Source organism: Flavobacterium sp. TS_SC_5, assembly GCF_056156265.1.
This window is the reverse complement of the sequence record NZ_CM149588.1, coordinates 582,935-601,902: the sequence shown is the minus strand read 5'-3', so window position 1 is coordinate 601,902 and position 18,968 is coordinate 582,935. Positions and strand designations below refer to the sequence as shown.

Here is an 18,968-nt window from a genome sequence, read left to right as displayed (position 1 = left end):
CGACGAAAAAAAAATAATAATATCTTTGTGGAAAGAAATCCCGTCCTGATGGGATTTTTTCTATTTATATAAATAAAGAATTTATGAGTACAGTATCGTATTACACAGCAGAAGGGTTAAAAAAATTAAGAGAAGAATTGGATTATTTAAAGAGCGTAATGCGTCCAAAAGCTTCAGCTGACATAGCTGAAGCAAGAGATAAAGGCGATCTTTCAGAGAATGCCGAATATGATGCGGCTAAGGAAGCACAAGGAATGCTTGAAATGCGTATTGCTAAACTGGAAGAAGTGCATTCTAACGCCAGATTAATTGATGAATCTCATTTAGATCTTTCTAAAGTATTGGTTTTATCCAATGTCAAAATCAAGAATCAAACAAACGGAACGGAAATGACCTATACGTTAGTTGCAGAAAGTGAAGCCGATTTAAAAACCGGAAAAATCTCGGTGACCTCACCAATTGGAAAAGGTTTATTAGGAAAATCAGTAGGTGAATTTGCTGAAATCACAGTTCCGAATGGTGTTTTGAAATTCGAAATTTTGGAAATATCTCGCGACTAAACAATTGAAGGTTTAAACAATTAATCAATTGCATAATGTCAAGTATATTTACAAAAATTATAAAAGGAGAAATTCCATGCTACAAAATCGCTGAAGATGAAAACTTCTTGGCTTTTTTGGATGTAAATCCAAACGCAAAAGGACATACACTTTGTATTCCAAAACAAGAAATCGATAAGATTTTTGAGATGGAAGACTCTTTGTACATTGGGTTAATGCAATTTTCTAAGAAAATTGCAGTAGCACTTGAAAAAACAGTTCCTTGCAAAAGAATTGGAATGGCAGTTGTAGGACTTGAAGTTCCTCATGCGCATGTTCATTTGATTCCGTTGAATGAAATGGATGAAATGCGTTTTCAAAATAAAGTAACGTTGACCAAAGACGAATTTGAAGCTTTGGCGGCAAGCATAAAAATTAATTTATAGATTTTTTTAAATAAAATATTTTGGTATGGTTTTCGTTTAAAAGGGAATAGGTGTGAACCTGTTCCCTTTTCTAATTTATGAAGCCTACATTGTATACTATGAAAAACATTTTTTTGTTGTTTTCTTTCTTTTTCTCCTTGCTTGGTTTTGGACAAGCAAATTCTGGATATGCTGAGGTTGATGCTAAAATGACAGCAATTCCTGCAAATACAACAACTTCTACACAAGCAATTGCAAACTATATCAACGCTAATTTCAAAACAGAAACGGATAAAATTCGAGCGATTTATTATTGGACCGCATCCAACATCAGTTATGATGTTGCTAATATGTTTTCCGTAAATTTCAATGAAACCGCACAGGAACAAATCGCAAAGACGTTAAGAACTAAAAAAGGGGTTTGTATTCATTATGCAGTGGTTTTCAATGAGCTTTCGCAAAAAACAGGAATTCAATCCTATATAATTGAAGGCTATACAAAGCAAAACGGAAAAGTAAGTGAATTAGCTCACGCTTGGGTCGCTGCAAAAGTTGATAAAAAGTGGTATATATTTGATCCAACTTGGGGTTCTGGTTATGTTAATAATGGAAGGTTTTTAAAAAAATTAAACAATTATTATTTTAAGGCAGTTCCTTCTACAATAATTTCTTCCCATATTCCATTTGACTATTTGTGGCAATTTTCTAATTATCCTATTACCAATAATGAGTTTTATGAAGGGAAAATTCAAATCAATAAAACTAAGAAATACTTTGATTTCGAGAAAGAAATCATCAAATATAATGCATTATCTGAGGAGGATCAATTATTTGCTTCGGCAGAAAGAATGGAGAAAAATGGATTGAAAAACGCCATGATTTTGGAGCGTTACGAAGGAAAAAAGCAACAGTTAACTTATCTGCGACAAAATACAAATATTGAAAAATTGAATACCATTGTGAATGAAATGAATCTGGCAGTTATTCTATTGAATGATTTTATTCATTACAGAAACAATAAGTTCAAACCTGCTTTATCAGATGATGAAATTAGCAGCATGATTGAAACACCAAAAGAGAAACTGGTCAATTGCCAGAACAATATTTACAGCGTGGGTTCTGTTGGCAGTCAAAATACATCTAATGTGGAATCGATTAAAAAATCAATTGGAGCTGCTTTGGCGCAAGCCGAAGAACACTCGTTTTTTGTAAAAAATTATTTGAGCAAGTCTAGAATAGTTAGAAAAACTATGTTTTCTAAAGTTACCTGGTTTGGTGTTCCGTTAAACTAAATTATTTTTTTAAAACTGACTTGCATCGTTGTTCCTTTTCCAATTTCGGAATTCAGCACTTTTATAATTCCTTTATGGTATTCTTCTACGATTCTTTTGGTTAATGAAAGGCCTAATCCCCAACCTCGTTTTTTGGTGGTAAAACCAGGTTCAAAAATGCTTTTGAATTGTTTTTTCTGAATTCCACCGCCTGTATCTGAAACGTTTATTTTTACATAGTGGCCTTCTTGCTCAATTTCTAAAGCTAATTTTCCTTTTCCTTTCATCGCATCGATAGCGTTTTTCACCAAATTCTCGATCGTCCAACTGTGTAAAGTGGGATTCAGAGACACCATAATTGGCGATTTTGGTGCTTTGAACGAAAACTCTATTTGTTTGGAGAATCGAGATTGCAAATAGTCGTAAGACTGAAGCGTTTCTGCAACGATGTCTTTATTTTCTAATTTGGGTTCCGAACCTATTTTCGAAAAACGATCGGTAATGGTTTGCAAACGTTCAATGTCTTTTTCAATTTCAAAAGTGGTGCTTTCGTCCACATTTTCAGATTTTAAAAGTTCGACCCAACCAATCAAGGAAGAAAGCGGCGTTCCTATTTGGTGTGCGGTTTCCTTAGCCATACCGGCCCAAAGTTTGTTTTGCGTCGCCATTTTGGTACTGCGGTAAAAATTGTAAACTAATCCGCCAAAAAGCACAATAATCAGCACTAAAGCAACGGGGTAATATTTTAATTTATTCAGTAAAGCCGAGTTTCCGTAATAAAGTTTCTGAAATTTCCCCGGGACATATTCAATGACAATGGGCTCATTTTCACTTTTTAAATCATGCAAAAAAGCGAAAGCCTTTTTTTTGTTTTTTACAATAGCTTCTTCAATATTTACGGTATTTATGATGCTGTCATTTTCTGTAAGTATAATAGGAATTGAAGTGTTGTCACTAAAAATTTGAAGAGGCAATTCAACATCGGTATTTTCCCCAGCATTAATCAGTGTTTTTTGGGCTTGGGCCCAAAGATTCATTTTTAATCGTTCTTCATTTTTGAAGATTTGAAAAAAGGTGTAAGTGTTCCAAAGTATCAGTGAAATGATTAAAAAAGAGGCAAAAATTATAATCCAACGGGTTGTATTTCTTCTTTCAGAAAACTGCATAAATGAAAATTTGAATTATAAATATAACGAAATAAATGCTGTAGTATTTTAGTTTTAGTCAAAGAATTTTTTTTAGAATAAATCCACGGATAATTTTAGTCTAATTTGTTGTACTCCTTCAAAAAATGATTCGATTTGTCTACTTTTGTATCTTCAGAAAAAAAATAAAAAATATGATTACGATTGATCCTAAAAGTATTGAAACGGCTAAATTACAAGGTTATCTGCAGAGCTCTGTTGGGCCAAGACCTATCGCTTTTGCCAGTACGATGGATGCGGAAGGGAATCCGAATGTATCGCCTTTTAGTTTCTTTAATGTGTTCAGTGCAAATCCTCCGATTTTGATATTTTCGCCTGCAAGACGCGTTCGTGACAATTCGATTAAACACACATTAATCAATGCCGAAGCCACTGGAGAAGTGGTTATCAATGTTGTGAATTATGACATGGTTCAACAGATTTCTCTGGCCAGTACGGAGTATGCGGATGGTGTGGATGAGTTTTTAAAATCAGGCTTGACGCCGATTGCTTCAGAAGTGGTGAAACCTTTTCGAGTGAAAGAATCACCGGTTCAATTTGAATGCAAAGTCACTCAGATTATTCCATTGGGAACAGAAGGAGGAGCTGGAAATTTAGTGCTTTGTGAAGTCTTGAGAATTCATATTGACGAATCTGTTTTAGACGAAAATGGCACAATTGATCAATACAAAATTGACTTGGTTTCCAGATTAGGTGGCAATTGGTATTCCAGATCAAACCAAGGGCTTTTTGAAGTGCCAAAACCATTGTCTACATTAGGAATTGGAGTGGATGCCATTCCAAATTTTATAAAAGAAAGTTCGGTTTTTAACGGAAATGATTTAGGCATGTTGGGGAATGTAGAAGCCTTGCCTACATTAGAAGAAGTTAGTATATTTGTGCAACAGAATTTTGCAGTAAAAGGAGTTTTAAGTTCCGATGATGCTGATAAAGTGCATCTTGAAGCCAAAAAATATTTGAATGCCAATGATGTTTCTTCCGCATGGAAAGTACTTTTGGCAGAGAAAAAAAGATAGAACAAAACAATTAAAACAGAGAAGATGGAAGTTACAGGAAAAATTAAAATGATCGATCAAACTAAAGAAGTTGGATCTGGAGGTTTCAAAAAAAGAGATGTAGTTGTTACAACTGATGAGCAGTATCCACAACATATTCTAGTTCAGTTTGTTCAAGATAAATGTGACTTATTGAACAGTTTTCAAGTAGGTGAGCCAGTAAAAATTGATATTAATCTTAGAGGTAGAGAATGGACAAATCCTCAAGGGGAAACAGTTTATTTCAATACTATTCAAGGATGGAGAATTGGAAAATTGCAAGCTGATGCTCCTTCTGCTGCGCAAATGCCTCCAATGCCGGCTGCTGAAGCATTTGCGCCAGCAACAAACTTAAACGAAGAAGAAGCAGACGATTTACCATTCTAAGACATAAAAAAATTAAAAGTTAGAAGTCAGAAGTTTAAGTTTTTACTTGAATTTCTGACTTTTTTATTTTTTTGAAATTGCCATTGATTTTTGAAATTAAAAAATGTATTATTTATCTCAAGCCTTATTTTTTCCTCCTATTGACCAGGCCAACCGCGATGGAATTTTAGCCATTGGTGGTGATTTATCTCCCAAACGTTTACAACTTGCTTACAAAAGCGGGATCTTTCCTTGGTTTGAAGATGGTGAACCTATTATGTGGTGGTCACCAAACCCAAGAATGGTTTTGTTTCTGGATGAATTGATAGTTTCTAAAAGTATGCGAAACATTCTAAATCGGAATAGTTTTAAGGTTACTTTCAATCAAAATTTCAGAGACGTAATTTCTAATTGTCAAAACATAGAACGTGATGGCCAAAACGGAACTTGGATTACCAATGATATGATTGAGGCCTATTGTAAAATGCATGAGTTAGGGATAGCAAAATCAGTTGAGGTTTGGCAAGATGCCGTTTTGGTCGGGGGTTTATATGGAATTGATTTAGGTCACATCTTTTGTGGTGAAAGTATGTTTTCAAAAGTTTCTAATGCTTCTAAAGTAGCTTTTATAGCTTTGGTTCACCAATTAAAAGTAGAAAATTACAAACTTCTGGATTGTCAGGTTTATAATCCGCATCTTGAAAGTTTAGGTTGTAGGGAAATCGAAAGATTTGATTTTATGAAAATTCTGAAAAGTAAATAATCTTCAGAATTTGATTTTTTATGATTCTATCTTGCTTCAATTAACTTTTCTTCCAACAATCGGCTACGTGATCATCAACCATTCCGGTGGCTTGAATATGTGCATAAATCACGGTGGAACCAACGAATTTGAATCCGCGTTTTTTTAAATCTTTACTGATTTCGTCTGATAGCGGAGTAGTTGCAGGAACTTCTTTTAAGGATTGTCGGTTGTTTTGAATGGGTTTTCCATCAGTAAATTTCCAAATGTAATTTGAAAAACTTCCAAATTCTTCTTGTATTTTCATAAAGGCTGCGGCATTCGAAACGGCAGCGCGAACCTTTAATTTATTGCGGATGATTCCGGCGTCTAATAACAATTCCTGAATTTTATCTTCGGTATAAAGGGCTACTTTTTTATAGTCAAAATCATCAAAAGCCAATTGGAAATTTTCTCTCTTTTTTAGGATTGTAATCCAACTTAGTCCCGCTTGGAAAGTTTCTAAGATTAAGAATTCAAATAATTTTTGGTCTTCATAAACTGGAACGCCCCATTCTTCGTCATGGTATTTTTTGTAAATATCAATTCCAACGCACCATTTACATCTTGTTTTTTCTTCCATGTTTTATTCTTTTTCAGAGGCTAAATAATTTTTTATACCATAATGACCTAAGTATATTAATGGCGTCAGGAGAATGGCAATTCCGAGTTTAAAAGTATAGCCTGTTAATGCAGATGTGATAAAAGTATCAAAATTTATTTTTCCAGGTAACCAAAAAGCAATTCCCAAAACAATAAAAGAATCGAATAATTGCGAAATAATTGTTGATCCCGTAGCTCTTAGCCATATTTTTTTATTCCCGGTTCGGTTTTTAAAAAACCAAAAAACAGTTACATCAATCAATTGTGAAACTAGAAATGCAATGATACTTCCAACGATAATCCACATGCTTTGTCCAAAAACTGCAAAAAACTGCTCATCGTTGACTGGGCTTATTCCTTTTGCTGCGGGAATATTGATCGCGAAAAGTAAAATAAGGAAGGAATAGGCGATCAAACCAGCTGTGATTAGAGACAATTTCTTTACTCCTTTTTCTCCAAAATATTCATTGATTAAATCAGTTGTCAGGAAAACAATAGGCCAAGGTAAAATACCGATGCTCATTACAAAGGGACCTATTTGTATCAGTTTCCCACCAATGAGTTCTGCAGTAACAGCATTAGTGATAAAGATTCCGGCTAGAATAACAAAGACAAGCTCTTTTTTGGTTTTGAACATAAATGAAAATTAAATTTCAAATTTAGGGTTTTAATTTTTTTAAAATAATGCGACTCGTATAAATTTAGCTATGGTTTTTTAGCTAGAAGTACTTATAGGTTTTAGGAGTCTGGTGTTTCTATCGTTTTAAGAAACGTTATCGTATAAGTTGCTAATTACAAAAGTGTTATAAACCCTAGTGTTTTCAGTATTGTAAGAATAATTTTGTAATTATTTATTTATTTGTAGTACATTTATTAGGTTATATTGTTTTTTTTTTGCTTTGTTCCCGGACGTCCAAAACCACTTGCTGAATAATTCAGTAAGTATTTAACCAAATTATTTTAAAATTATGAAAAAATTCTTATTAAGTGCAACTTTAGTAGTTGCCTTTTCTTTAACTTCGTTCGCTAACACATAAGAGGAAGGAAACAAAGCGGAACCAAAAAAGGAGTCAAAAACTGAGACAGTAATTACAATGGAGGATCAAGATCTTTCTGATGGTTGCGTGACAGTGACCTATAGGTGGGCTGACGGTGAAAGCGATGGTGAAGGTGGAATGACATTGACTTTTCATAAATTGGAGTTTACAGTTTGTTTTTAAAAGTTTTACAGTATAAAATCTGAGTGTTAATTACTTTTGAGTGGGACGCCACTCAATTATAAAAATAAATTTTATGAAACATATTATATTATTAATTGCTTTCACTTTTTTTAATGTATCCTTTGCTCAAAAAAGTATCAAGGTAAGTTATGAGCAAAATATATTTTATTCAGATGCTTTTTTTAGTCAACTACCGGAGCAAGATCGTGAAGATTTTAGGGTTGTTTTAAGTAAACCAAATAAATTTGAACTCATAAATAACGGAAATTTCTCGTTGTTTAAAAGTTTAGATCTGAAGGAGCAGGTAATTGCTTCAAAAGAAGCTAATAATGCTACTTCCATGAATAAAGGCACTGTCATTAAACCATTCAAGGTTTGGATTCTAAAAGATTTTTTAAAACAATCTAATATTTCGAGCACTGAAGTGGAAGGTAAAGAGTATTATACCGAAAAGTTATTTTCAATAGAAGAGTTGAAATATGACAAAAGAGTCAAAGTTATTGATGGATACACTTGTATGTCTGCTTATTCCCTTTCTGGCGCTAATGATACCATACAGTATTGGTATACTCAAGAGATTCCTGTTATAGATGGCCCTTTTTTGATGAGTACAATACCAGGTTTGGTTTTAAGTATAGAGTCAAAGAAGAAAGTAGTTTATGTAACTAAAATTGAATTTTTTGATAAAATAATTGAAATTGATTCATTTAATAAAAAAGTATTATTTATTAGTGAGGCTGAGCTGATTAAAATGAAACAGGAAGTCCTTAAGCCTAAATCTTATACAGAAGAGAATGGCGGAAAACATAGTACGAATTCGGTTCAAATTAAAAACTAAATCTACACTATATGAGTAAAGCTTTTTTCATTATTGCTTTTTTATTTTTTACAAGCAGTTATTCTCAAAAAAACATCAAAATTGTATTTGAAGAGCACATGGTAATTAAAGGAGAGAGTTTAAAGGGTGTGCCTGAGCATTTAAGGGATAAATTTGTTAAACAATTACAAGGTGTAAAGAGAGAATCTTATATGTCTATTCAAAATAACAAGGTCTATATTGAATCTAAACATTCGGATAAAGAGGTTATTGATAAGGGTGTTGTTAATACAAAAGGAGCTAAAGAAGGTGTTTTATTTACAAAAGACATGTCTACGTCGGTTTCTTTTTCAGAAGTGAGAATGGTGAAAGATTCCAAAACAAATACGTATGTTACTCAAGTAAAAAAGGAGTTTCTATCAAAAAAACTTCCAGTTGCTCAATGGAAAATCACAAACAAACAAAAGAAAATTTTAGGATATACTTGTCATGAGGCAGTGACTACCTATAAAAATCAAATATTAACGGTGTATTTTACTAAGGAACTGAAAGTGATTGCTAGTCCTACAGCACTTCCTTTTATAAATGGAGTCGTATTAGAATATAATTATGGACCTACTTTTGCCAAGGCTGTAAAAGTGAAAATGAATCAACCTATTATTGCTAACTTTTTTAAAATTTAAAAGTTGAATTTTAATTATTTATTCTTTCTTCTATTTCCTGTTTTACTTTTTTCACAAAACACCATTCGTGTTAAAGTTGTTGATGAAAATAATTTGCCTGTTTCTAGGGCAATTGTTATTGTAAGTCAAAACAATAATCAAATTAGTTTTGGAACAACAAATGAAAATGGATTTTTAGAAAAGCAAATTGCTTCAGGGGAGTATAATTTCAAGATTAGTAAACTGGGTTTTGTAGCCATTTACAATGCTATTGTTATTTTTAAAGGAGAAGATTTTGAGTTTGTTTTAAAAGAAGAAGTAAATAAACTTGAAAATGTAGTGATCACAAGCAGGCCCAAAATTATGCGAATTAAGGAAGATACTATTTCGTATAACTTGAAAGTAGTGGTTGATGGTACGGAGAATAAAATTGAGGATGTCATAAAAAAACTTCCCGGTCTAGAAATTGACCAAGATGGAAAGGTGCTTTACAAAGGACAACAAATTGATAACATTCTGGTTGACGGAAATGAATTTTTTGGGAACAAGCATCAAATGGCTACCCAAAATATTGATGCCGATATGATTGAAGGCATTGATTTGTTAACTGTTTATTCCGGTTTTGCAAATGCGAGTGGAGGACAAAAAGGTATTGCTTTAAACCTTAAAACAAAAGATAGTTATAAGAATAAGTGGATTACCGATCTTGAATTCGCCGCAGGTTTGAATACCTCTTTTCGCTTTCATTCTAATTCCTTTAAATTCTTCAAAAAGGGAAATCTTGCTATTATTTCGGATTACAATACTATTGCTAAAACACCAATTTCTAGGGAAGATTATAATGAAATGCGCGTAGTGTCTGACGTGGAAAGTGAAAATGGCGAATTTAAATCCGTTGAAACGCCTACTTTTTTAAATCCAAACGCTTTTATTAAAGATAAAAAAAATGCGTTTATTGGGCTAAATTACACCAGCCTGTTGGGTAAACGTTCTAAAATTACGGTGTCAAATATTTTTAACAAAACTAATATTATTGAGGAAAATGCAAGACTTCAAACTAATATAGGAGAAACTCAAAGCCAGTATTCGTTTTTAGAAAATAAAGCTGCAACCTACAGTCTCAATAATAGTTCTCTAAAATGGGAGTTTAATAAATCTAAAACCACATTTATATCCTATGTTGTCGGATTTACACCAAATGGTGATGAGGACAATCAGGATTTACTGCGCTCAGTAAACGAATTACAGTATAGTAAAAGTAATATTAATTTTAGTTTTGCTCATGTCGCAAAAGTGCAATCTACGCTTCTCAAAACCATTGATTATAAGTTTACAGCTCGGCATTCTATGGATGACAACCGTCAAAAAGTGGATTTATTTTCTCAACAAAACTTGTTCGATAGCTCGCATGATGCGATTAATCAAAATCAAAAGAATCAAGAGGTCAATATTAGTTTGAACAATGCATTTACAATCACCAAAAAATCAAATGTTTTTTCTTTAAAAATAAACTTTTTGTCGCAGCAGTCCAGATTTAATAGTTCTGTGTTTCAGGATGACAATAATGATATTGGTTTAAACTTACAGCGACAATCTATCCAAACTAATTTTTCGTGGACAAAAAAATGGCATCCTAAATTGTATTCAATTCTAGGTTTTACTTCCACGGCTGTAAACAGTCAATTTCAAGAGACGGAAAATGCATTTATCAGGTATGAACCCAACTTGAGTTTGGCTTACACTTTATCAGGTTTAAATAAAATATCGTTTAGTTATGCACTAGGCCATCAAGTACCTTCAGTGAATCAGGTCCAGCAAACGGATCTTGTATTTGATTTTCAAACTCTTGTCAAGCCTAGTTTAGTCGGTTTTAATCAAATGATACCCAAGAACACTTTTTCGCTTCAATATTTTGGTATAAATCCAAAGAATCAAAGTGTGCTTTTCTCCACTTTATCCTATGATGTAGAGCAAAATGTAGTTTCGAATAATACTGAATATAATGCAGGTTTTACAGAAACCACCGCCATTACTACAAGAAACAGAAAAAGTATAAAGGGGTTAGCATTGTATGATTTGAAATTCAGGCGCTTACCCTTTTCAATTAAAACGACCTTGTTTTATTTAAAATCGATAGGGTTTTCACAATTCAATGGTGTTGATAATCAGTTCGAAATTCAAAACTTCACGAATCGTTTACAATTGATATCTAATTTTAGAAAATCTGCTGTTCAGTTTGGTGTTGATTATAATTTTATTCGAAAAACTTTAGAACAAAGCATCACTGATTTTACTAATACAACTCAAAACCATCAGCTTACGCTTTCATTGCGCGGCAAAAATAATACTAAATTGAAATGGGATTTGGGTTTCACAATGGATAATCAGGATTCTGGTTTTAGCACAAATAAGACTTTCTTTCTTAATACTAATATCCAGTATGTTTTTGCCAAAGATTTCAAGATTATTTTTAATGGAAACAATGTGTTAAACTTAAATAAAAGCCAACTTATTTCAACTTCATTTAATCAAAGCTTTTTCACAGAATCTATAGTTTCAATTAGACCTGGATATGTGATGGTAGGGATTAATTATTCACTGTAGTATTGATTTTAGCACAAAAAAACCCATTTCAAATTAATTGAAACGGGTTTTTCATATAGTTTAAAGTGCTTTAGATTATCCTAAGGTAACTCTTTTGAAACCTGTAATCTCAACGTTGAAACCTTTAACATAATCACCAACTTTTTTACTATCATCTTTGATGAAGTTTTGATCTAGTAACGCTTTTTCTTGGTCTAAAGTAGTGTTGTCAGAGATAAAACGTTGAATTTTACCTGGAATAATTTTATCCCAAATTTGTTCTGGTTTACCTTCCGCTTTTAATTCCGCTTTAGCATCTTCTTCAGCTTGTTTGATAACTTCTTCAGTTAATTGAGAGAAAGAAATGTATTTAGGAACATTTTTCAATGTTTTTCCTAAACGTTTTGCTTCTTCATTTTCTTTTTCTATGATAGCAATACGAGCAGCAAGTTCAGAATTAACGAAAGATGGGTCAAAATCTTTATAAGATAATGTATCAGCTCCCATAGAAGCCACTTGCATAGAGATGTCTTTAGTTAAAACGTCACCATTAGCAATTGGTGCAGATATTGCAGTTAAAGCAGCAATTTTGTTAACGTGAACATAAGATCCAACGAAAGCACCTTCTAAAATTTCAAAACCACCGATTTCAATTTTTTCTCCAATTACTCCAGTTTGCTCGATTAGTTTTTCAGCAACAGTAATTCCGTTGAAATCTGAAGCTAAAAATTCCTCTTTAGAAGAGTAGTTAATCGCTCTTTCAACTAAATCTTTAGCTAAAGCAACGAAAGATTCATTTTTACCAACGAAATCTGTTTCACAATTTAAAGTGATGATAGCTCCTTTAGTTTTGTCTGCATTAATAAAAGATACAGCAGCTCCTTCAGAAGATTCACGGTCAGAACGGTTAGCAGCTACTTTTTGTCCTTTTTCTCTAAGGTTTTGAATAGCTTTGTCAAAATCTCCATCAGCTTCAACTAAAGCCTTTTTACAGTCCATCATTCCGGCACCTGTAGTTTGTCTTAATTTATTTACGTCTGCAGCAGTAATTGTTGCCATAATTTTTTTATTTAAAGATTAAAAGATTGAAAGATTTAAGGATCTTATTATTAATTCTACAATCAATAATATTTAATCTTTAAACCCTTCAATCTTTAAATTTATTTTATTTATTCTTCAGTTGCAGTTGGCGCAGATGCTTCAACAGCAGGAGTAGCTTCAACAGCTTCAGCAGCAGGAGCAGCAACAACTTCAGCAGTGGCGTCACCTTCTTTGTCAGAACCTCTATCAGAAAGTCCTTCGATAATTGCACCAGTAACTAAAGTTAAAATTTTATCAATTGATTTAGAAGCATCATCGTTAGATGGGATTACGAACTCAACCTCTCTTGGGTCAGAATTAGTATCCACCATTGCGAAAACTGGAATGTTTAATTTTTGTGCTTCTTTTATTGCGATGTGTTCCGCCTTGATATCAACTACGAACAATGCAGCCGGTAGTCTAGACATGTCAGCGATTGAACCTAAGTTTTTCTCTAATTTAGCACGAAGACGATCTACTTGTAAACGCTCTTTTTTAGAAAGGGTCATGAAAGTACCATCTTTCTTCATTTTATCAATAGTAGCCATTTTTTTAACAGCTTTACGGATAGTTACGAAGTTAGTTAGCATTCCACCAGGCCATCTTTCAGTGATGTAAGGCATGTTTGCAGCTTTTGCTTTTTCAGCAACGATGTCTTTTGCTTGTTTTTTGGTAGCAACGAATAATATTTTTCTACCTGATGCAGCGATTTTTTTCAAAGCTTCATTCGCTTCTTCAATTTTTGCTGCAGTTTTATATAAATTGATAATGTGAATACCATTACGCTCCATATAAATGTAAGGAGCCATGTTTGGATCCCATTTTCTAGTCATGTGTCCGAAATGAACACCTGCTTCTAGTAAGTCTTTTACTTCTACTTTGTTTGCCATTTTGTTCTAGTTTACGTTCTGTTGATTAGCAATGAATAAATGGCGATTTCTCGGCTTTATACATTTAGATGCTAAACTATTTCCTACCTCAATAGGAGAGCAACAACAACTGTTTTTTTAAATTTTTATGCTGAATTTATTTCAACATTTTTTTCGTTTAAGCTGATAATAAAACCAGTCCATCAACGTGAGAATCTGAATTAAATCCAGATTGAATATTAACGTTTAGAGAATTGAAATCTCTTACGAGCTTTCTTCTGACCGAATTTCTTACGTTCAACCATTCTTGGATCTCTTGTTAATAAACCTTGTGGTTTCAATATTCCTCTGTTTTCAGCATTTACTTCACACATAACGCGTGCTAATGCCATTCTTACAGCTTCTGCTTGACCAGTAGAACCACCTCCGTAAACGTTCACTTTTACGTCAAAGTTGCTTACATTTTCTGTCATAGACATTGGTTGTAATACTTTGTACTGTAAAGTTGCAGTTGGGAAATAAGTTTCGAATGGTTTTTTGTTCACAACGATTACTCCTGTTCCTTCCGAAACATAAACACGTGCAACAGCCGTTTTTCTTCTACCAATTTTGTGAATTACTCCCATTACTTAAGATCGTTAAGGTTAACTGTTTTAGGTTTTTGAGCGCCTTGTTTGTGCTCTGATCCTACAACAACATTTAAATTTCTAAAAAGTTCAGCACCTAATTTATTTTTAGGTAACATTCCTTTAATAGCTTTCTCTACTAATAATGCAGGGTTTTTTGCTTGCAATACTTTAGCAGTTAAAGTTCTTTGACCACCTGGATAACCTGTGTGACGAATATAAGTCTTTTCGTCCATTTTGTTACCTGTAAGGTTGATCTTTTCTGAGTTGATAACGATTACGTTATCACCGCAGTCCACGTGTGGTGTGTAACTTGGCTTGTACTTACCTCTCAAAATCATAGCGACTTTTGAAGCAAGACGACCTAAGTTGTGACCATCAGCATCTACAACAATCCACTCTTTTGTAACTGTGGCTTTGCTTGCTGATTGTGTCTTGTAGCTTAATGCGTCCATAATATATTTTTAATTAAACATTCCATCCCCAATAAAGGGGTTGCAAAAGTACAATTAATTATTTTAAATACAAATACCTTAAATGAATATTTTTTTCCGGTTTTTACTCTGATTATCAAATGTATATTTAAAATTATATTCTAAGATTGAATTTGTGTTTCTCACTTCTGCCTCAGTTGAATTCAATGTGCTGTCATTTTAATTTAATAGTATTGTAGATTTCTAATTTTCAGCAGCAAATTTTACATTTTATTGGCTATTTTTGCCATTTAAGTGGGTAATAATCTATTTATTCATATCTTGTTACTTTTTTATTATTAAAATTACTCCAAATATGTCCTTATGAAAGCTAAAGCAACTTTAAAACAAATCGCTAAAGAACTAAATGTTTCTGTTTCTACAGTTTCTAAAGCGCTGAACGATAGTCCGGAGATTAGCGAACAGACAAAGATTAAAATTAAAGAGTATGCTAAGCTTAAAAATTACAAGCCTAATGTAATTGGTTTTAACCTTAAAAATAGAAAAACCAAAACGATCGGCGTTATTATTCCAAATATTCTGAATTCCTTTTTTGCAAAAGTATTTAGTGGTATTGAGAAAATCGCTGATGAAAAAGTATATAATGTTATTATGTGTATCTCTAACGAATCAGCAGAAAAAGAAGCTCATACGCTGGAAATGTTAAGTAATGGGACTATTGATGGTTTTATTGTTTCGGTTTCTGAAGAAGCTCAAAAAAATCAGGATTATGATCATTTCTCTGCAATCATTAATGATGGAACTCCAATTGTTATGTTTGACCGAATTGCGGAAGGCGTAGATTGTGACAAAGTAATTGTTGATGATTTTGATTCTGCTTTAAATTCCACACAGCATTTAATAGATTTAGGATGTAAGAATATCGCTTTATTATCCTCTATTGATAATTTGAGTGTAGGGAAGTTAAGAGCGGAAGGATATTTGAAAGCTTTAGAAAATAATAATATCTCGGTAAATAACGATATCATTTTAAGAACGGATTCAGAAGATGATTTAAAAGATAAAATCGAGAAAGTTTTTGAAAACAAAATAGACGGAATTTTTGCTTTGGAAGAAAATGATTCTGTTGCAGCTTTACGAATTGCACTCAAAAAAGGTTTTAAAGTTCCAGAAGACATTTCTATTATAGGTTTCGCTGACGGAATTCTCGCTTCCCGCAGATTGTCTCCGAGTTTAACAACAGTAAGTCAGCACGGAATAGAAATTGGCGAAGTGGCCGCTAAATTACTCATTGACAGATTGGAATCTAAAGAAGAGCATGTTCCTTATGAAACGGTTGTCATTAAAACAAAATTGAAAGAAAGAGAGTCGACAAGAAAATTGTAGCAACTCATTTTATATAACAAAAAAAATCTCTAAGCGTTTTTGAATGATTAGAGATTTTTTTTTACTAAAAATAATTTTAATGCGCTTCCAACCAATCTTTTCCCGCTCCTAAATCAACATCTAAAGGAACATCTAACTTGAAAGCATGTTCCATTTCATATTTAATCATCGGTTTGATTTTTTCGAGTTCCGAAATATGTACATCAAACACAAGCTCATCGTGAACCTGCAATAGCATTTTACTTTTCCAGTTTTCAGACGTGAGTTTTTCATGAATATTAATCATCGCAATTTTGATGATATCGGCAGCACTTCCTTGTATCGGCGCATTTACCGCATTTCGTTCAGCACCACCGCGAACAATGGCGTTTTGCGAATTGATATCTTTCAAATAACGGCGACGTCCTAGGATGGTTTGCACATAACCGTTCTCTCTAGCAAATTCTATTTGTTCTTGAATGTAGGATTTTAATCTTGGGTAGGTTTGATAATACGCCTCAATTAAATCAGCGCTCTCTTTGCGGGATAAGTTAGTTTGATTGCTCAATCCAAAAGCCGAAACCCCGTATATGATTCCAAAATTTACCGTTTTGGCATGGCTTCGTTGCTCGCGGGTCACTTCTTCTAGCGGTACATTAAAGACTTTTGAAGCGGTAGATTTGTGAATGTCTTCATGATTTTGGAATGCCTTAATCATGTTTTCTTCCCCGCTTAATGCCGCAATTACACGCAATTCTATTTGAGAATAATCGGCAGAAACCAAGGTGTAGTTTTCATCTCGAGCCACAAATGCTTTTCTAATTTGTCTTCCACGTTCGGTACGAATCGGGATGTTTTGCAAGTTGGGATTATTCGAACTCAAACGACCTGTTGCCGCCACCGTTTGCATATAATCGGTGTGGATGCGTTGCGTGATTTTGTCTACTTGGTTTGGCAGAGCCTCGACATAGGTGTTTTGCAGTTTCACCAATTGTCTCCACTCCAGAATGTCTTTTACAATCGGGTTTTCGGCGGCTAAATAACTCAAAATTTCCTCGCCGGTTGCGTATTGGCCAGTTTTGGTTTTCTTTTGTTTTACACCTCCAATTTTCAATTTATCGAATAAAACATCGCCTAATTGTTTTGGAGAAGCCAAATTGAATTTCTCGCCGGCAGTTTCAAATATGTTCGCTTCTAAAATTTTAATATCATCGTCTAATGTTGTCGATAGTGATTTTAAGAAATTTACATCTACACGGATTCCTTCTTTTTCCATATCTGCCAGAACTTTTACTAATGGAATTTCGATTTCCTCAAAAAGTTTTTTGGTTCCGGTCTTGTCTAATTCCAAAGTGAATATTTCCTTGAGTTGCAAGGTTACATCAGCATCTTCAACGGCGTATTCTTTTATTTCCTCCAGTTCAACATCACGCATTGATTTTTGGTTTTTTCCTTTTTTACCAATTAAGGCTTCAATGGATTGTGGCGAATATTTTAAATACGTTTCTGATAAAATTTCCATATTATGACGCATATCCGGATTAATCAGATAATGTGCAATCATCGTATCGAATAATTTTCCTTTGACGGTAACATTATAATTGGAAAGAATCTTTAAATCGTACTTTAAATTCTGTCCAATTTTCTCGATGTTTTCATTTTCGAAAAAAGGAATGAATTTCTCGATTAAAATTTGTGCTTCTTCTTGATTTTCCGGAAAAGGAACATAAAATCCTTTTCCTTTTTCGTAAGAGAAAGATATCCCAACCAACTCTGCGTGTAAGGCATCAAGTCCGGTGGTTTCTGTGTCAAAACACACTGAAGATTGTTTTTGTAAATTTTGCAACAGCAATTTTAAACCTAAATCCCCTCGAATAATCTGATAAGAATGTGCGGTATTTTCTAATGAATTGTAGTATTGATGACGGGTTTCTTCTGAAGAATCATCCTGGATGGCACTTCCAAAAAGGTCGAACTGCTCTTCGTTTTTTGGCTGTGGTTTTTTGTATAATTTGTTTTCGTCAACCGGATTGCTGGTGGCGGTTGCACTTTCGCCTTTTTTGAATATGGCATCAAATTGTTCTGCCATTCTTCTGAACTCTAATTCATTGAATAGCGCATCTGTTTTTTCAACATCTGGAGTTGACAATTCATAATCAGTTTCATCAAAAATAACTGGACAATCCAGTAAAATGGTTGCCAAAGTTTTGGATAATAATCCTTTTTCCTTGTTAGCTTCAATGTTCTCTTTCATTTTTCCCTTCAGCTTGTCAGTATTGGCTAAAAGGTTTTCCATAGTTCCAAATTCCTTCAACAGTTTTTTAGCCGTTACTTCGCCTACGCCAGGAAGTCCAGGAATATTATCGGCAGCGTCACCCATCATTCCAAGAAAGTCAATTACCTGGTCTGGTCTTTCGATTTCAAATTTTGCCAAAACTTCCGGAATTCCCCAGATTTCGATTCCATTTCCCATTCGAGCTGGTTTGTACATAAAAATATTTTCGGAAACGAGTTGTGCAAAATCCTTATCGGGTGTAACCATAAAGACTTTGTAATTCTGTTTTTCGGCTTGCTTTGCAATAGTCCCAATTAAATCATCAGCTTCATATCCTTTTACTTCTACGATAGGAATATGCATGGCTTTCAATAGTTCTTGTATGTACGGAATGGCAATTTTTATGGCTTCGGGAGTGGCATCACGATGGGCTTTGTATTCTGGAAATATTTCATTTCGCAATTGGCTTCCACCATTATCAAAGGCAACGGCTAAATGGTCTGGTTTTTCTCTTTTAATTACATCCATTAAGGAATTCATGAATCCCATAATGGCCGATGTGTCCATTCCTTTTGAGTTGATTCTTGGATTTTTTATGAAGGCATAGTATCCTCTAAAGATTAAGGCGTAGGCGTCAAGTAGGAAAAGGCGTTTTTGTTGTGACATGAATTGTGATTTTGTAAAGTTTTCAAAAGTACAAAACTTGTTATATAAAGGAGTGCAGGATTGCAGGATTTGTAAAAAATTCTACTTAAAATTGTCTCTGTTCATAAAATAGTACTCAAAATAACTAATAGAAAAAGTAATTTTAAT

19 protein-coding genes are annotated in these 18,968 nt (G+C 33.5%); 11 read left to right on the top strand and 8 right to left on the bottom strand.

Features of this window, described 5'->3' with window-relative positions:
• Window positions 1-83: 83 nt before the first annotated feature.
• From greA to AC0J6S_RS02660, 3 genes are all read left to right on the top strand, one after another.
• A complete protein-coding gene (gene greA, locus AC0J6S_RS02670; protein ID WP_474955317.1) occupies window positions 84-560 on the top strand; it encodes a transcription elongation factor GreA in 477 nt (158 codons plus the stop codon).
• 35 nt (window positions 561-595) lie between these two features.
• Window positions 596-985, top strand: a complete 390-nt coding sequence (locus AC0J6S_RS02665) for an HIT family protein (protein WP_474955316.1) — start codon at window positions 596-598, stop codon at window positions 983-985.
• A gap of 98 nt (window positions 986-1,083) precedes the next feature.
• Window positions 1,084-2,256 (top strand): transglutaminase domain-containing protein, encoded by a 1,173-nt coding sequence (locus AC0J6S_RS02660; RefSeq protein ID WP_474955315.1) that lies wholly within the window; start codon window positions 1,084-1,086, stop codon window positions 2,254-2,256.
• Here AC0J6S_RS02660 and AC0J6S_RS02655 read toward each other — a convergent pair.
• The gene (locus AC0J6S_RS02655) at window positions 2,253-3,401 is read right to left on the bottom strand and encodes a sensor histidine kinase (RefSeq protein ID WP_474955314.1); all 1,149 of its coding nucleotides are present in this window, start codon (window positions 3,399-3,401) and stop codon (window positions 2,253-2,255) included. The genes AC0J6S_RS02660 and AC0J6S_RS02655 overlap by 4 nt on opposite strands.
• A gap of 173 nt (window positions 3,402-3,574) precedes the next feature.
• On the opposite strand from AC0J6S_RS02655, the gene AC0J6S_RS02650 reads away from it, so the two are divergent.
• From AC0J6S_RS02650 to aat, 3 genes are all read left to right on the top strand, one after another.
• On the top strand, window positions 3,575-4,456 hold the full coding sequence (locus tag AC0J6S_RS02650; protein WP_474955313.1) for a flavin reductase family protein: 882 nt from the start codon (window positions 3,575-3,577) through the stop codon (window positions 4,454-4,456).
• 24 nt (window positions 4,457-4,480) lie between these two features.
• Window positions 4,481-4,861 carry a DUF3127 domain-containing protein gene (locus AC0J6S_RS02645; RefSeq protein WP_165152016.1) on the top strand — a complete coding sequence of 127 codons (381 nt, stop codon included), beginning with the start codon at window positions 4,481-4,483 and terminating at the stop codon, window positions 4,859-4,861.
• Window positions 4,862-4,964: 103 nt separating this feature from the next.
• Window positions 4,965-5,603: a leucyl/phenylalanyl-tRNA--protein transferase gene (gene aat / locus AC0J6S_RS02640; RefSeq protein ID WP_474955312.1), complete on the top strand. Its 639-nt coding sequence runs from the start codon at window positions 4,965-4,967 to the stop codon at window positions 5,601-5,603.
• A gap of 40 nt (window positions 5,604-5,643) precedes the next feature.
• Here the strand turns inward: aat and AC0J6S_RS02635 are convergent, their stop codons facing one another.
• Together AC0J6S_RS02635 and AC0J6S_RS02630 are read right to left on the bottom strand one after the other, a co-directional pair.
• Window positions 5,644-6,204, bottom strand: a complete 561-nt coding sequence (locus tag AC0J6S_RS02635; RefSeq protein WP_474955311.1) for a DNA-3-methyladenine glycosylase I — start codon at window positions 6,202-6,204, stop codon at window positions 5,644-5,646.
• 3 nt (window positions 6,205-6,207) lie between these two features.
• On the bottom strand, window positions 6,208-6,861 hold the full coding sequence (locus AC0J6S_RS02630) for a queuosine precursor transporter (protein WP_474955310.1): 654 nt from the start codon (window positions 6,859-6,861) through the stop codon (window positions 6,208-6,210).
• 457 nt (window positions 6,862-7,318) lie between these two features.
• On the opposite strand from AC0J6S_RS02630, the gene AC0J6S_RS02625 reads away from it, so the two are divergent.
• From AC0J6S_RS02625 to AC0J6S_RS02610, 4 genes are all read left to right on the top strand, one after another.
• The gene (locus AC0J6S_RS02625) at window positions 7,319-7,444 is read left to right on the top strand and encodes a hypothetical protein (RefSeq protein WP_474955309.1); all 126 of its coding nucleotides are present in this window, start codon (window positions 7,319-7,321) and stop codon (window positions 7,442-7,444) included.
• Between the two features lie 73 nt (window positions 7,445-7,517).
• Entirely contained in the window at window positions 7,518-8,282 is a 765-nt protein-coding gene (locus AC0J6S_RS02620) for a GLPGLI family protein (protein WP_474955308.1), read from the top strand.
• An 11-nt stretch (window positions 8,283-8,293) separates the two neighbouring features.
• Window positions 8,294-8,944: a GLPGLI family protein gene (locus AC0J6S_RS02615; protein WP_474955307.1), complete on the top strand. Its 651-nt coding sequence runs from the start codon at window positions 8,294-8,296 to the stop codon at window positions 8,942-8,944.
• A 3-nt stretch (window positions 8,945-8,947) separates the two neighbouring features.
• Window positions 8,948-11,527 (top strand): hypothetical protein, encoded by a 2,580-nt coding sequence (locus AC0J6S_RS02610; RefSeq protein ID WP_474955306.1) that lies wholly within the window; start codon window positions 8,948-8,950, stop codon window positions 11,525-11,527.
• Between the two features lie 75 nt (window positions 11,528-11,602).
• Here the strand turns inward: AC0J6S_RS02610 and tsf are convergent, their stop codons facing one another.
• The 4 genes from tsf to rplM all read right to left on the bottom strand — a co-directional run bounded on the left by tsf (window position 11,603) and on the right by rplM (window position 14,536).
• Window positions 11,603-12,565, bottom strand: coding sequence for a translation elongation factor Ts (gene tsf, locus AC0J6S_RS02605; protein WP_474955305.1), 963 nt, complete (start codon window positions 12,563-12,565; stop codon window positions 11,603-11,605).
• Between the two features lie 110 nt (window positions 12,566-12,675).
• Complete coding sequence (gene rpsB / locus AC0J6S_RS02600; protein WP_474955304.1) at window positions 12,676-13,476, bottom strand: 30S ribosomal protein S2; 801 nt, start codon at window positions 13,474-13,476, stop codon at window positions 12,676-12,678.
• 218 nt (window positions 13,477-13,694) lie between these two features.
• Window positions 13,695-14,081, bottom strand: coding sequence for a 30S ribosomal protein S9 (gene rpsI, locus AC0J6S_RS02595; protein WP_113634047.1), 387 nt, complete (start codon window positions 14,079-14,081; stop codon window positions 13,695-13,697).
• Window positions 14,081-14,536: a 50S ribosomal protein L13 gene (rplM, locus tag AC0J6S_RS02590; protein WP_073204674.1), complete on the bottom strand. Its 456-nt coding sequence runs from the start codon at window positions 14,534-14,536 to the stop codon at window positions 14,081-14,083. Before rplM ends, rpsI begins: the two co-directional genes overlap by 1 nt.
• A gap of 342 nt (window positions 14,537-14,878) precedes the next feature.
• On the opposite strand from rplM, the gene AC0J6S_RS02585 reads away from it, so the two are divergent.
• On the top strand, window positions 14,879-15,901 hold the full coding sequence (locus tag AC0J6S_RS02585; RefSeq protein ID WP_474955303.1) for a LacI family DNA-binding transcriptional regulator: 1,023 nt from the start codon (window positions 14,879-14,881) through the stop codon (window positions 15,899-15,901).
• 76 nt (window positions 15,902-15,977) lie between these two features.
• On the opposite strand, the gene polA is transcribed toward AC0J6S_RS02585, so the two are convergent.
• On the bottom strand, window positions 15,978-18,821 hold the full coding sequence (gene polA, locus AC0J6S_RS02580) for a DNA polymerase I (protein ID WP_474955302.1): 2,844 nt from the start codon (window positions 18,819-18,821) through the stop codon (window positions 15,978-15,980).
• Between the last annotated feature and the right edge of the window lie 147 nt (window positions 18,822-18,968).

What these genes read in the sequence shown, in the direction of transcription:
- greA (WP_474955317.1), top strand. Translation starts at nt 84, where the DNA reads ATGAGTACAGTATCGTATTACACAGCAGAAGGGTTAAAAAAATTAAGA.
- rplM (WP_073204674.1), bottom strand. Translation starts at nt 14,536, where the DNA reads ATGGACGCATTAAGCTACAAGACACAATCAGCAAGCAAAGCCACAGTT.
- AC0J6S_RS02585 (WP_474955303.1), top strand. Translation starts at nt 14,879, where the DNA reads ATGAAAGCTAAAGCAACTTTAAAACAAATCGCTAAAGAACTAAATGTT.
- AC0J6S_RS02630 (WP_474955310.1), bottom strand. Translation starts at nt 6,861, where the DNA reads ATGTTCAAAACCAAAAAAGAGCTTGTCTTTGTTATTCTAGCCGGAATC.
- rpsI (WP_113634047.1), bottom strand. Translation starts at nt 14,081, where the DNA reads ATGGGAGTAATTCACAAAATTGGTAGAAGAAAAACGGCTGTTGCACGT.
- polA (WP_474955302.1), bottom strand. Translation starts at nt 18,821, where the DNA reads ATGTCACAACAAAAACGCCTTTTCCTACTTGACGCCTACGCCTTAATC.
- AC0J6S_RS02660 (WP_474955315.1), top strand. Translation starts at nt 1,084, where the DNA reads ATGAAAAACATTTTTTTGTTGTTTTCTTTCTTTTTCTCCTTGCTTGGT.
- AC0J6S_RS02620 (WP_474955308.1), top strand. Translation starts at nt 7,518, where the DNA reads ATGAAACATATTATATTATTAATTGCTTTCACTTTTTTTAATGTATCC.
- AC0J6S_RS02665 (WP_474955316.1), top strand. Translation starts at nt 596, where the DNA reads ATGTCAAGTATATTTACAAAAATTATAAAAGGAGAAATTCCATGCTAC.
- AC0J6S_RS02625 (WP_474955309.1), top strand. Translation starts at nt 7,319, where the DNA reads ATGGAGGATCAAGATCTTTCTGATGGTTGCGTGACAGTGACCTATAGG.
- AC0J6S_RS02650 (WP_474955313.1), top strand. Translation starts at nt 3,575, where the DNA reads ATGATTACGATTGATCCTAAAAGTATTGAAACGGCTAAATTACAAGGT.
- AC0J6S_RS02645 (WP_165152016.1), top strand. Translation starts at nt 4,481, where the DNA reads ATGGAAGTTACAGGAAAAATTAAAATGATCGATCAAACTAAAGAAGTT.
- rpsB (WP_474955304.1), bottom strand. Translation starts at nt 13,476, where the DNA reads ATGGCAAACAAAGTAGAAGTAAAAGACTTACTAGAAGCAGGTGTTCAT.
- AC0J6S_RS02615 (WP_474955307.1), top strand. Translation starts at nt 8,294, where the DNA reads ATGAGTAAAGCTTTTTTCATTATTGCTTTTTTATTTTTTACAAGCAGT.
- AC0J6S_RS02635 (WP_474955311.1), bottom strand. Translation starts at nt 6,204, where the DNA reads ATGGAAGAAAAAACAAGATGTAAATGGTGCGTTGGAATTGATATTTAC.
- aat (WP_474955312.1), top strand. Translation starts at nt 4,965, where the DNA reads ATGTATTATTTATCTCAAGCCTTATTTTTTCCTCCTATTGACCAGGCC.
- tsf (WP_474955305.1), bottom strand. Translation starts at nt 12,565, where the DNA reads ATGGCAACAATTACTGCTGCAGACGTAAATAAATTAAGACAAACTACA.
- AC0J6S_RS02655 (WP_474955314.1), bottom strand. Translation starts at nt 3,401, where the DNA reads ATGCAGTTTTCTGAAAGAAGAAATACAACCCGTTGGATTATAATTTTT.